The 12,870-nt window shown below is 71.0% G+C and carries 13 protein-coding genes; 11 read left to right on the top strand and 2 right to left on the bottom strand.

Features of this window, described 5'->3' with window-relative positions; genetic code table 11:
• Window positions 1-6 precede the first annotated feature (6 nt).
• Window positions 7-315 (bottom strand): hypothetical protein, encoded by a 309-nt coding sequence (locus AB0A63_RS09875; RefSeq protein ID WP_360387734.1) that lies wholly within the window; start codon window positions 313-315, stop codon window positions 7-9.
• A 68-nt stretch (window positions 316-383) separates the two neighbouring features.
• On the opposite strand from AB0A63_RS09875, the gene AB0A63_RS09880 reads away from it, so the two are divergent.
• From AB0A63_RS09880 to AB0A63_RS09905, 6 genes are all read left to right on the top strand, one after another.
• Complete coding sequence (locus AB0A63_RS09880; protein WP_360387736.1) at window positions 384-770, top strand: nuclear transport factor 2 family protein; 387 nt, start codon at window positions 384-386, stop codon at window positions 768-770.
• A 453-nt stretch (window positions 771-1,223) separates the two neighbouring features.
• On the top strand, window positions 1,224-1,358 hold the full coding sequence (locus AB0A63_RS09885) for a hypothetical protein (RefSeq protein ID WP_360387739.1): 135 nt from the start codon (window positions 1,224-1,226) through the stop codon (window positions 1,356-1,358).
• 129 nt (window positions 1,359-1,487) lie between these two features.
• Window positions 1,488-2,387 carry a helix-turn-helix transcriptional regulator gene (locus AB0A63_RS09890; protein WP_360387741.1) on the top strand — a complete coding sequence of 300 codons (900 nt, stop codon included), beginning with the start codon at window positions 1,488-1,490 and terminating at the stop codon, window positions 2,385-2,387.
• An 87-nt stretch (window positions 2,388-2,474) separates the two neighbouring features.
• The gene (locus AB0A63_RS09895; RefSeq protein WP_360387743.1) at window positions 2,475-2,849 is read left to right on the top strand and encodes an STAS domain-containing protein; all 375 of its coding nucleotides are present in this window, start codon (window positions 2,475-2,477) and stop codon (window positions 2,847-2,849) included.
• Window positions 2,850-2,860: 11 nt separating this feature from the next.
• On the top strand, window positions 2,861-4,111 hold the full coding sequence (locus AB0A63_RS09900; RefSeq protein ID WP_360387745.1) for a prolyl oligopeptidase family serine peptidase: 1,251 nt from the start codon (window positions 2,861-2,863) through the stop codon (window positions 4,109-4,111).
• A 7-nt stretch (window positions 4,112-4,118) separates the two neighbouring features.
• Window positions 4,119-4,616 carry an O-acetyl-ADP-ribose deacetylase gene (locus tag AB0A63_RS09905; RefSeq protein WP_360387747.1) on the top strand — a complete coding sequence of 166 codons (498 nt, stop codon included), beginning with the start codon at window positions 4,119-4,121 and terminating at the stop codon, window positions 4,614-4,616.
• 21 nt (window positions 4,617-4,637) lie between these two features.
• Here AB0A63_RS09905 and AB0A63_RS09910 read toward each other — a convergent pair whose 3' ends face one another.
• On the bottom strand, window positions 4,638-5,618 hold the full coding sequence (locus tag AB0A63_RS09910) for a LacI family DNA-binding transcriptional regulator (RefSeq protein ID WP_360387750.1): 981 nt from the start codon (window positions 5,616-5,618) through the stop codon (window positions 4,638-4,640).
• 128 nt (window positions 5,619-5,746) lie between these two features.
• Between AB0A63_RS09910 and AB0A63_RS09915 the strand changes: the two genes are divergently transcribed.
• From AB0A63_RS09915 to AB0A63_RS09935, 5 genes are read left to right on the top strand one after another with little or no spacing between them, the layout of a single operon-like run.
• On the top strand, window positions 5,747-6,793 hold the full coding sequence (locus AB0A63_RS09915) for an ABC transporter substrate-binding protein (protein ID WP_360387752.1): 1,047 nt from the start codon (window positions 5,747-5,749) through the stop codon (window positions 6,791-6,793).
• Window positions 6,783-8,285 carry a sugar ABC transporter ATP-binding protein gene (locus AB0A63_RS09920; RefSeq protein WP_360387755.1) on the top strand — a complete coding sequence of 501 codons (1,503 nt, stop codon included), beginning with the start codon at window positions 6,783-6,785 and terminating at the stop codon, window positions 8,283-8,285. Before AB0A63_RS09915 ends, AB0A63_RS09920 begins: the two co-directional genes overlap by 11 nt.
• Window positions 8,266-9,198, top strand: a complete 933-nt coding sequence (locus AB0A63_RS09925; protein WP_360387758.1) for an ABC transporter permease — start codon at window positions 8,266-8,268, stop codon at window positions 9,196-9,198. Before AB0A63_RS09920 ends, AB0A63_RS09925 begins: the two co-directional genes overlap by 20 nt.
• Entirely contained in the window at window positions 9,195-10,145 is a 951-nt protein-coding gene (locus AB0A63_RS09930) for an ABC transporter permease (protein ID WP_360387761.1), read from the top strand. The genes AB0A63_RS09925 and AB0A63_RS09930 overlap by 4 nt, the downstream gene beginning before the upstream one ends.
• A gap of 7 nt (window positions 10,146-10,152) precedes the next feature.
• Window positions 10,153-12,864, top strand: a complete 2,712-nt coding sequence (locus tag AB0A63_RS09935) for an AbfB domain-containing protein (protein ID WP_360387764.1) — start codon at window positions 10,153-10,155, stop codon at window positions 12,862-12,864.
• Window positions 12,865-12,870 lie beyond the last annotated feature (6 nt).

A 12,870-nucleotide genomic window follows, 5' to 3' on the forward strand; every position in this document is an offset into this window, starting at 1 on the left:
CGCCGCTCAGATCCCGTCCAGGTCCAGCACCTGCTGGTGCGGCCCGCCGGTGAACGAGCTCGCGAGCAGCCCCGCCGACCGGCACCGCCCGCACGAGACCGGCGAGGTGGTCGGCTTGAACCGGGTGAAGTCCCAGCTGCCGGTCCCGACGTGACAACCGGGACCGGGCACCTCCAGCCCGAGCCACCCCTGCAACCGCACCGCGTGCACCACGCCGGATCCGTCGAGATAACCGTTGAGCCGTCCCGCGAACCGGTCGCGCGCCTGCGCCGCGGGCTCTGCCAATGCCTCCTGCAACGCGGACATTCCGTTCATGCGTTCGATTCAACCTCACTCGCCCGTGCGCGCACGTGAACCACGCCGTCCGGGGTACGGTGCCGTTCATGAAGGCTTTCCGAGCGGCCGTCGAGGCCCGCGACACCGACGCCATGGCGGCCTGCCTGGCCGACGACGTGGTGTTCACGAGCCCCGTCGCGTTCTCCCCGTACCCCGGCAAGCCGCTGACCGCGGCGATCCTGCGCGGCGTCCTGCGGGTCTTCGAGAACTTCCGCTACGAACGCGAGATCGTCGACGGCGAGAACTCCGCGCTGGTGTTCCGCGCCGAAGTCGACGGCAGGGAGATCCAGGGCTGCGACTTCCTGCACCTCAACGCCGACGGCCTGATCGACGAGTTCACCGTCATGGTCCGCCCGCTGTCCGCGGCCCAGGCGCTGTCCGCGGCCATGGCGGCGCAGTTCGAGCAGATCAAAGCGGAGGCCATGTCCGCGTGAGCTGCCGGGTCGCGTCGAGGGCGGTCCCGGCCCGTGCGACCAGCGCCGCCCGGTCTGATGTGGACCTCCCGGTGGTGTTCCGGTCTCAGCCGACGTCGCCGAACGCCACCCTGAGCAGCTCCAGGTCGTGCAGGTCCCGTGCGGCCGCGTCCGCCGGCCGACCAAAGCGTCGATCCCCCAGCCGCCACCGATACCACACGCCAAGGCCGCGCAGCGCGTCCAGGCCCTGGCCAGAAGTCTTGCCGCCCCCTCCCTCTCCTTGCGGACGCCGGCAGAGCAAGCAGCGGGACCTCGCCGGACTCCCGCGTGATCCGCTGGCGTGGAGCGCGTGCTGGACCGCAAGCTGCCGCTCTACGGCGCTGACACCGAACGCGGCGACCTCGCTCCCTGAGTCGCACGCGTTCTCCTGCCCCCCCGTTCTTCGGTGCCACGCTGGAGGGCGAGCACCTGGCCGTGGCGTCCACAGTGGACCTCAGTCGCGCGGAGGTCGCGCGGCTGGCTGAGAACGCCGTGCTGGCCTCGTTCCTGCCGAACAGCCGGAAGTCCGTGCTGCTGAACGAGATCGCAGCGGTCCTCGCCGCCGCCTGAGCGCGGCCGCTGTCGCGCACCGCGTCGCCCGCTGGTCCGTTCAGTCGCCGGGCGTTGCGTTCGAAGCACCAGCACCGGCATCCGGGCGGGTCATGGACACGACCGGCGCGGGCGAGGATTGTTCAGCGCGTGGAACAGGTCGTCGAGCTGACAGATCTGGACGAGATGCAGGCGGCCCTCAGTGTCGCCTATGGCAAGATGCGCATCCACGGCGGCGATGGGCGGTCGTGGATGCGGTTGCGCTCCCGCCGGTTCGGGCCGGTCCGGTTCGACGTCATCGACAGCTCCATCGGCTTCGAGGCCACCAGCGGGCCGCAGAGCGCCTACATCTTCGGGTACCTCGACGGTGGGCGGGCGCGGTACCGCACGAGCGGTGACTACCAGAACGTGCTGCCGGGACACCTGCTGCTGACCGGGCAGCCCGAGTTCCCGTACTCCGTCGTGGCCGAGGACCCCAAGGCCACGCTCGTGGTCGTGGACCGGGCCGTGGTCGACCGGTTCGCCGGTGGCGTGCGGTTCACCAGCTGCACGGCGGTGTCGGCGCGGGCCGCGGCGGCGTGGCGGTCGACGTGCGTGCACCTGCGCGACGAGGTGCTGCCGGCGTTCGAGGACGAACCGCTCGTCGTGGAGAACGCGACACGCCTGCTCATCGCGACCACCCTCGCGACGTTCCCGAACGTCTCCCTCGTGGACTACGGGCCGGGCCAGGCCCGTCCGCACGCGCTGAAACGCGCCATCGCGTACATCGAGTCCGAGGCGGAGAAGGACATCACCGCCGCCGACATCGCACGTGCGGCCCGCGTGTCGCTCCGGGCGATCCAGCTCGCCTTCCGGCGGCACCTCGACACCACGCCCACGGCGTACGTCCGGCGGGTGCGGCTCGCGCAGGCCCACCTCGACCTGCAGCGGCGGCAGGGCACGGTCACCGAGATCGCCGCCAGGTGGGGGTATGCCCGGCCGAGTGTCTTCGCGGCGCACTACCGGTCCGCGTACGGGGTGTCGCCGTCGCAGACGCTGAGGTCGGGCTGACGTCCTTCGTTTTGGCAGTCGGCGCCTTCGCTTCCGCTGCTAGCGCCGCACCCGCCGCTGCGGTGCAGTGGTGCGGGAGGAGGACCGATGTCCGCAGAAGCCTGTGAACCGAGCCCGTTCGCGATCAGCACCAGCCGCACGGGCGCGCACTTCGTCGCGACCTGCCGGGGCGAGGTCGACGTGACCACCTGTGACGAGTTCTTCGCCGCGGTGCTGCCCGGGATCGCCGACGGCGCCGTGGAGAGCGTGACGATCGACCTGGCCGAGGTGACGTTCCTGTCCGCCAGCGGGCTGCGCATCCTGCTCCTGCTGTTGTGCGCGGCGAACCACAACGGCAAGGACCTCACCCTGCGCCGCGCCCAGCCGCGGGTGCGCCGGGTGCTCGACCTGTTCGGCTTCACCACTTTCAAAGCCGGGCTTGTGTGGGAGGCAACCATGTCGCCGAGGACCGGCCGCAGCTAGCTTGACCAGCTATGTTGCTGCCCCTGGCGCTCGTCGCGTCGCTGCTCGTACCGGCCCCGGCGCTGCACGTCCCCGGCGCCGAACACCAGCAACTGGTCAGGCTGGCCGACCTCAGCACGGCGGGGGGCATCACCGACCCCGCCGACTGGGCAGGTCTGACCAGCGCCGCGCTGCCGGCTCCCACCCCCGTCGCCGGCATCCAGGTCGACGGCTACTTCCCGGACAGCTCGCGCACCAACACCAACCACGGCTGGAACCACGACTCGCAGTTCGTGGTGAGGCTGCCCGACCGCTGGAACGGCGGCCTGGTCGTCGCCGGCTCACCCGGTGTGCGGGAGCAGTACGCCAACGACAGGGCCATCTCCGACTGGGTCCTCGCCCGCGGCTACGCCTTCGCCGCCACCGACAAGGGCAACACCGGCGCGCAGTTCTACCGCGACGGCATGGCCGAGTGGAACCACCGCCTCACCCAGCTCACCATCGCCGCCAAGTCCGTCGTCGCGCAGCGGTACGGCCGCCCCGCCAGGCGCACCATCGCCACCGGCATCTCCAACGGCGGCTACCTCGTGCGCTGGCAGCTGGAGAACCGCCCGCACCTCTACGACGGCGGCGTCGACTGGGAGGGCACGCTGTGGACGGTCAAGGGGGCGAACCCGCTGACGTTCCTGCCGCCGGTGCTGAGGGCCTATCCCGCCTACCTGGCCGGTGACCCGCAGGCCCACGCCGCCATCGTCGCCGCGGGCTTCCCCGCGGGCACGGAGTTCCTGTGGGACTACCACCACCGCTACTACTGGGACCTGACCCAGCGCATCTACCGCGAGGAGTTCGACCCGTCCTTCGACGGCGCTCTCGAAGCGGGCACCCCGTTCTGCGCGTCCGGCACCCCGGCCTGCGACGCCGACTACGACTACGCCGCACGCCGGCGCATCGCCGGCCCCGCCATCGCCCCGGTCGCCCTGACCGGCAAGATCCACCGCCCGCTGATCACGGTCCACGGCACCCACGACGTGCTGCTGCCCATCTCCCAGGACTCCGACGTCTACGCCGCGATGACCCCGGACCGCCTGCACCGCTACTTCCGCGTCGAGCAGGGCACCCACGTCGACGGCCTGGTGGACGCCTACCCCGACCGCCTGCGCCCGCTGGCCCCGTGCCACCGCTCGGCGTTCGTGGCGCTGGAACGCTGGCTCGACGGCGTCACGCCACCCGCTTCGGCGACCCTCCCGCGCCCGGCCGACGTCTCGACGTGCCCGCTGTCATGATCTGAGGATGAGCACCGTCGAGTTCGTCCAGGGCGACATCACCGAACAGCACGTCGACGTGGTCGTGAACGCCGCCAACTCCTCCCTGCTCGGCGGCGGGGGAGTGGACGGCGCGATCCACCGCCGAGGTGGTCCGGAGATCCTCGCCGAGTGCCGCGCACTGCGCGCCGGCCACTACGGCGGCGGCCTCAAGACCGGTCAGGCGGTGGCCACCACGGCGGGGCGCCTGCCCGCGCGCTGGGTCGTCCACACGGTCGGCCCGGTGTGGTCGGCCACCGAGGACCGCTCCGAGCTGCTCGCCGACTGCCACCGCAACTCGCTGCGGGTCGCGGCGGAGCTCGGGGCGGTGTCGGTCGCGTTCCCGGCGATCTCGACGGGCATCTACGGCTGGCCGGTGGAGTCGGCGGCGGAGATCGCGCTGGCGGCGGTCAGGGACGCGCCGGTGGAGCTGGTGCGGTTCGTGCTGTTCGACCGGAAGACCTACGAGGCCTACGCGCGGCCGTAGCGAGCACCGGCACGGCGGGCCTCACGACGCCGTGCTCTCCCGCACCCGCAACGAGAACGGCGTCTGCACGTTCTCGACCGCCACGGCGTCCGCACCCACCCGCCGGTGCAGCAGGTCCACCGCGGCACGGGCGATAGCGCCCTTGTCCGGCGCGACCGACGTCAGCGAGGGCGAGCTGTAAGCGCTCTCCTCGTTGTTGTCGAACCCGACCACGGCCAGGTCCTGCGGCACCCGCACGAACCGCTCCGCGGCGGCCCGCATGGCGCCGGCGGCCAGCAGGTCGTTGAAGCAGAACACCGCGTCCGGCGGGTTCTCCAGGTCCAGCAACGAGTTCATCGCCGCCGCGCCGTCCGCGCGGTGGTAGTTCAACGCCGGCACGACCAGGGCCGGGTCGAACTCGATGCCCTCCACCTCCAGGGCGGTCCGGTAGCCCTCCAGGCGCAGCGCCGCCGTGCCGCGCTGCGGGTGGGCGCCGATCGCGGCGATGCGGGTGCGGCCCAGCGAGATCAGGTGCCGCACGGCGGTGGAGGCGGCGAGCACGTTGTCGATGCCCACGCGGGAGATCGGCACGTCCACCTCGTGCTCGCCGAGCAGCACCGTCGGGACCTCCAGCTGGAAGTCGCTGACCGCCTCCGGGCTCACGATCGCCGCGTCGACCAGGTGCGGGCCCAGTGCCTCCAGCGCCGCGCGTTCGCCGGCCAGCGTGCCGAAGGTCTGCTCGATCAGCACGTTCCACTCGTGCTCCTGGGCGGCGGCGATCACCAGGCCGGCGAGCTCGGCGAAGTAGGGGATGGAGAGCTCCGGCAGCACCAGGCCGATGAAGCCGGTGCGGCCGCGGCGCAGGTTGCGGGCGCCGAGGTTGGGGCGGTAGCCGGTGGCGGCCAGCGCCTCCTCCACCCGGCGGCGGTTGTCGGGTTTGACGAACGAGTAGCCGTTGACCACGTTCGAGACGGTCTTCACCGACACGCCTGCCAGGCGCGCGACGTCCTTGAGCGTGGCCAACTCAGCCTCCTGAAGAGGTACCGGGAAAGGTACCGGGAAGTCCGCGGTCTTTACATCGTTGGAACAACGATGCAAATCTAGCCCCTGAGAGCGCGACCACGCACCCGCACCGCGTAGGAGAGCCAACGATGTCCCTCAGTCGCACCCTGCCGATCGCCCTCGCCGCCGTGGCGCTCCTCGCGAGCTGCACGGCCAGGGAGGGCCAGCAGACGACGACCAGCGGTGGGCCGGCCGCGAGCGCCGCCGCGAACCAGAGCGGCGGCCCCGGCTGCGGCCGGGACAGGACCGGGTACCCGCAGGTCGAGCTCAAGGGCGCGGTCGTCGGCTTCTCGCAGTCGGAGAAGGAGGCGAACCCGTTCCGCACCGCCGAGACCCAGTCGATCAAGGACGAGGCGGCCGAGCGCGGGGTCGAGCTGCTCACCACGAACGCGCAGAGCGACCTCAACAAGCAGATCAGCGACATCAAGTCGTTGCTGGACCGCGGCGCGAAGCTGCTGATCGTGGCACCGCTGAACTCCGACGGTCTGCAGCCCGCGTTCGACGCGGCGAAGGCCAAGAAGGTGCCGGTGGTGACGATCGACCGCAAGGTGACGTCGCAACCCTGCACCGACTACCTCACGTTCATCGGCTCCGACTTCGTCGAGCAGGGCAAGCGGGCGGCCCAGGCGATGCTCAAGGCGACCGGCGGCAACGGCAAGGTCGCGATCCTGCTCGGCGCGTCGGGCAACAACGTCACGGTCGACCGCACCAAGGGCTTCAAGGACGGCATCGCCGGCACCGGGCTGACCGTCGTCGCCGAGCAGACCGGTGAGTTCGACCGCTCCAAGGGCCAGGCCGTGATGGAGCAGCTGATCCAGAGCAACCCGGACATCACCGCCGTCTACGCGGAGAACGACGAGATGGGCGTCGGTGCCGTGACCGCGCTCAAGGCCGCGGGCAAGCAGCCGGGCAAGGACGTGAAGATCGTGTCGGTCGACGGCACGCGCACCGCCGTGCAGCTCATCGCGGACGGCAGCTACACCGCCGTGGTCGAGTCCAACCCGCGCTTCGGCCCGCTCGCGTTCGACACGCTGGAGAAGTTCGCGGCCGGCCAGGAGATCCCGCAGAACATCGTGATCTCCGACGACGAGTACGACGCCACCAACGCCGCGCAGAAGCTCGCCAATGCCTACTGAACCCGTCATCGAGGTCGCGGGCGTCACGAAGGCGTTCGCGGGCGTCAAGGCGCTCGACGGCGTCGACTTCACCCTCCACCGGGGCTCGATCCACGCCCTGGTGGGGGAGAACGGCGCCGGCAAGTCGACGCTCATCAAGGTGCTGACCGGCATCCACCAGCCCGACGGCGGCGAGGTCCGGCGTGCCGGTCGCATCTCCACGATCTACCAGGAGGTCAACCTCATCCCGCTGATGAGCGTGGCCAGCAACCTGTTCCTCGGCCGCGAGCCGCGCACGCGGTTGGGCCTGATCGACCGCGCGAAGGCCATCGCCGACGCGCAGCGGATCTTGAGCGGTTACGGGATCACCGCCGACGTGGCGCAGCCGCTGGGTTCGCTGTCGGTCGGTGAGCAGCAGATGGTCGCACTGGCCCGCGCGGTCGAGGCCGACGCGGACGTCGTGATCATGGACGAGCCCACGTCGTCGCTCGAGCCGCGCGAGGTGGAGACGCTGTTCGCGGTCGTGGAACGGCTGCACGAGCGCGGCATCGCGATCGTCTACGTCAGCCACCGCATGGACGAGCTGTACCGGCTCTGCGACACCGTCACGGTGCTGCGCGACGGCCGGAAGGTCCACAGCGGACCACTGGCCGACCTGCCCAGGATCGAGCTGGTGTCGCTCATGCTCGGCCGATCGGTCAGCGACATCAGAGCGGGTGGGACGACGGCGTTCGGCGAGGACCACCACGCCGGGAAGGAGCCCGTCCTGGAGGCGAGCGACCTGACCAGCAGGCCCAGGCTCAACGGGGTGAACGTGACCATCAGGCCGGGGGAGGTGGTGGGACTGGCCGGGTTGCTCGGCTCCGGCCGCACGGAGACCGCGAAGGCGATCATCGGCGCCATCCCCACCCAGCACGGCACCGTGCTCGTCGGCGGGAAGCCCGTGCCGCGCGGCAACGTCAAGGCCGCGATGCGCGCCGGCATCAGCATGCTCGCCGAGGACCGCAAGGCCGAGGGGATCATCCCGCACCTGTCCGTGCGGGAGAACATCGTGCTGGCCGCGCTGCCGGGACTCAGCCGGTTCGGACTGGTCAGCCGGGCGAAGCAGGACCGGATCGTGGACCTGTTCATCACGCGGCTGCGCATCAAGGTCTCCAGCCCGGAGCAGCGGGTCGCCGAGCTGTCCGGCGGCAACCAGCAGAAGGTGCTGCTGGCCCGCTGGCTCTGCGCGGAACCGAGAGTGTTGCTGCTCGACGAGCCCACCCGCGGCATCGACGTCGGCGCCAAGGCCGAGGTGCAGGCGCTGATCGACGAGCTGGCGAAGGAGGGACTCGCGGTGCTGCTGATCAGCTCCGAGCTGGACGAGCTGCTCGACGGCGCCGACCGGCTCGTCGTGCTGCGCGACGGCCACGTCGCGGGCGAGCTGACCGGCGGTGAGCTGACCCGCGAGCACGTCCTCGCGGCCATCGCGGCGGAACCGGCGGAGGTGACCGATGACGCTGACCGCCACTAGGACGCGCTGGCTCCAGGACAACGGTGTCCACGTCGCCGTTGCCGCCCTGCTGCTGTTCAACGTGCTGTTCACGGCGAACTTCCTGACCGCGGGCAACTTCCGCACCCAGCTGGTCCAGGCCGCGCCGGTGCTGGTCGTCGCGCTGGGCATGGCACTGGTGATCGGCACCGAGGGCGTCGACCTGTCCGTCGGCGCGGTCATGGCACTGGCCGCCGCGCTCATCCCGCTGTACCTGGGGTACGGCCCGGTGCCCGCCGTCCTGATCGCGCTCGCGGTCGGCCTGGCGGCAGGCGGGTTCAACGGCTTCCTGGTCGCACGGGTGGGCATCCAGCCCATCGTGGCGACGCTCGCGCTGCTGGTCGCCGGGCGCGGTCTCGCCCTGGTGATCGCCAACGGTCAGCTGGTCCAGCTGCACGACCCGGCGTTCCTGGCGCTGGGCACCGACGACGTGTTCGGCCTGCCGATCAGCGTGCTCGTCGCCGTCGTCCTCGCGGTCCTCGTGGCGGGACTGGTCAACCGCACCACGTTCGGGCGCCAGCTCGTCGCGGTCGGCGGCAACCGCAGGGCCGCGCACCTGGCGGGGCTGCCGGTCAGCCGGGTGCTGGTCGGGGTCTACGCGATCACCGGCGTGCTCGCCGCCGTCGCGGGCGTGCTCGCCACGTCCCGGCTCGCCGCGAGCGACCCCGCCGACATCGGCCTGCTGATGGAGCTGTCCGCGATCACCGCCGTCGTCGTCGGCGGAACCCCGTTGACCGGCGGGAAGGTCCGCGTCCTCGGCACGGTCATGGGCGTGGTGCTGATGCAGCTCGTGCGGGCCACCCTGATCAAGCACGACCTGCCCGACTCCATCGCGCAGATGATCCAGGCCGCGATCATCGTGGCCGCCGTCTACGTCGCGAGGGAGCGCCGATGACGACCACCCTCGCCTCCGCCCGCACGAAGGTCCTGCAACGCCAGGGCGCGGCCGTCGCGCTCGTGCTGATGGTCGTCGTGGCGTGGCTGGTGTTCCCGCGCTTCGGCAGCCTCGACAACGTCCGCGACCTCGCGCTGCAGGGCTCGTTCCTGGCGGTGATCGCGATCGGCATGACGTTCGTGATCATCACCGGCGGCATCGACCTGTCCGTCGGCTCGCTCTACGCGCTGGGCGGCGTGCTCGCGGCGTACGGCTCGCAGTGGGGCTTCTTCGGCGCCCTGCTGCTGCCGTTGCTGGTCTGCGGGCTCATCGGCGTGGTCAACGGCCTGCTCATCGCCCGCACGAGCATGGCGCCGTTCATCGTCACGCTGGCCTCGCTGCTGTTCGCCCGCGGCCTGCTGCTGGTGATCACCGACGAGGGGGCGACGACCTACCGGATCGCACCGGACTCGGCGTTCGTCGAGCTGGGCCGCGGCACGGTGTTCGGCTTCGGACACCCGGTGTTCATCGCGCTCGTGCTGGCCGCGCTCGGCGGTCTGCTGCTCAACCGCACCAACTTCGGCCAGAACGTGTTCGCCACCGGCGGCGCGGAGTCCTCGGCGATCTTGATGGGCGTCCCCGTCGCGCGCACCAAGGTCCTCGTCTACACCATGAGCGGCGTGCTGTCGGGACTGGCCGGCGCGCTCACCGCCGCCTACCTGCAGTCCGGTGTCACGGTCATCGGCGTCGGCACCGAGCTGGACGCGATCTCCGTGGTCGTCATCGGCGGCACGCTGCTGACCGGCGGCGCGGGCACCGTGCTCGGCACCATGATCGGTGTCGGCCTGCGCACGGTGATCCAGAACGTCATCAACCAGATCGGCACGCTCGACAGCAACTTCCAGTCCGTCGTCAGCGGCGTCTTCCTGCTCATCGTCGTCGTCCTGCAACGAACACTCCGGAGATAGGAGAGCCATGACCAGACGCGTCCTGGGCGTATTGGTCGGATTCCTCGTCGCAGCAACAACCGTCACACCGACGGCCGCGCAGGCCGCCGAGTGGCAACCGAAACCCGCACCCCTCACGACACCGTGGACCAGCCATGTGTCACCGGCCAACGCCCTGCCCGAGTACCCGCGACCGCAGCTGGTCCGGCAGGAGTGGCAGAACCTCAACGGGGTCTGGGAGTTCACGGGTGCTCCCGACCTCAGCTCACCGCCCTTCGGCAGGCCGCTGGCCGAAGGGGTCCTCGTGCCGTACCCGGTCGAGTCCGCCCTGTCGGGCGTCAAACGGCACGAGGACACCATGTTCTACCGCCGGACCTTCGCCATTCCGTCCACCTGGGACGGTCGCAGGGTGAAGCTCAACTTCGGCGCGGTCACCTGGGAGACCAGGGTCTGGGTCAACGGCACCCAGGTCGGCACGCACACCGGTGGCTTCGACGCGTTCTCGTTCGACATCACGCCCGCCCTGCGCGCGGGCAGCAACGAGGTCGTCGTCGGCGTGCACTCGCCGGTCGACGGCAGCCGCTACCCGATCGGCAAGCAGCGCCGCACCCCGGACGGCATCTTCTACACCGCCGCGTCCGGGATCTGGCAGACCGTCTGGCTGGAACCCGTGCGGGCGCAGCACATCACCCGCCTCGACACCACACCGGACGTGCCCGGCGGCGCGCTCGACCTGGTCGTGCAGGGCACCGCGGGCCAGACCGTGACCGCCCAGGTGCTCAGCGGCGGCCAGGTCGTGGGCACGGCGACCGGGCAGACCGGTGCGCGCCTGCGGGTCCCGGTGCCGAACGCGCGGCTGTGGTCGCCGGACGACCCGTTCCTCTACGACCTGCGGGTGACGTCGAGCAGCGGTGACGCGGTCACCGGCTACTTCGGCATGCGCTCGCTCGGCAAGGCGCTGGTCGGCGGTGTCATGCGGCCGTTGCTCAACGGGAAGTTCGTGTTCCAGCTCGGCACGCTCGACCAGGGCTACTGGCCCGACGGCATCTACACCGCCCCGACCGACGCGGCCCTGCGGTGGGACCTCGAACGCCAGAAGGCACTGGGGTTCAACATGGTCCGCAAGCACATCAAGGTCGAGCCGGCCCGCTGGTTCTACCACGCCGACCGGCTGGGCCTGCTGGTGTGGCAGGACATGCCGTCGCTCGACGCCGTCGACGAGGTCCCGAACGGCCACACCGCGTTCGAGTCCGAGCTGCGCCGGGTGATCGACCAGCTCAAGGGCATCACGTCGATCGTGCAGTGGGTGCCGTTCAACGAGGGCTGGGGCGAGTACGACGCCGGCCGCATCACCGACCTGGTGCGGTCGATCGACGGCACCAGGCTCGTCAACCACAACTCCGGCGCCAACTGCTGCGTCTCCGACCCGGACCCCGGCAACGGCGACGTCATCGACGACCACCACTACCAGATCACCACGGCCACCAGGACACCCGACGCGCGCCGGGTGGCGGTGCTCGGCGAGTTCGGCGGTCTCGGCCGCCGGATCACCGGTCACGAGTGGCAGCCCGGCCGCGGGTTCGCCTACGGCGCCCTGTACCCGGACGAGACGTCGCTGACCACGCGGTACGTGGAGATCACCAAGCAGGTCGCCCGCATGGTCCACACGCGCGGCCTGTCCGGCTCGGTCTACACCGAACCGTACGACGTGGAGAACGAGGTCAACGGCTTCTACACCTACGACCGCCAGGTGCTGAAGATGACCGAGGCACGGGTGCGCGAGATCAACCTGCGCGTCCTGGCGATCGCGAACGGCACGGCGGTCGGCCCGGACGACGTGGTCTCGCTGCGGGTCACCACCTCCGGCCACACCGACCGCTACCTGCGCCATCGCGACGGCCTGGCGCGCACCGACGTGCCGTCCTCCGACCTGGACCGCCTGGACGCCACGTTCTTCGCGCGGCCCGGTCTCGCGGACGCCTCGTGCCTGTCGTTCGAGTCGCGCAACTTCCCCGGCCGGTACCTGCGGCACAGCGGCGCGCGGATCGGCACGGCGGCGAACCCGGCCGTGGGCGACGCGACGTTCTGCGCCCGCGCGGGTTCCGGCGGCACCGCGCTGGAGTCGTACAACCAGCGCGGTGCGTTCATCCGGCACTACGGCGAGAACGTCTACCTGGCGCGTTCCGGCGGCCCGAACCCGTGGGACACCGCGAGCTCGTTCGCCGCGGACACCACGTGGGCGGTGGCGGGTGCGCTGTGGCGCAGCGGCGCGGACCTGCCGCTGGACCAGGCCCGGTCGTTCCGGGTGACCACGCCCGGCTTCACCGACCGCTACCTGCGGCACCGGGACGGCCTGGCCCGCACGGACGTCGTCGCCGGCGGCAGCGACGCGGTGCTCAAGGCGGACGCGACGTTCGTGGTCCGGCGCGGTCTCGCCGACCCGTCGTGCTACTCGCTGGAGGCCCGCAACTTCCCGAACCAGTTCCTGAGGCACGCCGACTTCCGCGTCCAGCTCGGCACGAACGACAACACCGACCTGTTCCGCCGCGACGCGACGTTCTGCGCCCAGCCGGGGCGGGGCGGCGTGCGGCTGGAGTCGTTCAACGAGCTCGGCACCAACATCAGGCACTACGCAGAGGAGGTTTGGGTCGCATCGAGCGGCGGCGCACACGTCTACGACAACCCTGCAGGTTATGCCGAGGACGTCAGCTGGGCCGCCACCTCACCCTGGGCACCCTAGGAGGAA

Origin of the sequence: Lentzea sp. NPDC042327 (assembly GCF_040647275.1) — a bacterium.
Taxonomy (GTDB): Bacteria; Actinomycetota; Actinomycetes; order Mycobacteriales; family Pseudonocardiaceae; genus Lentzea.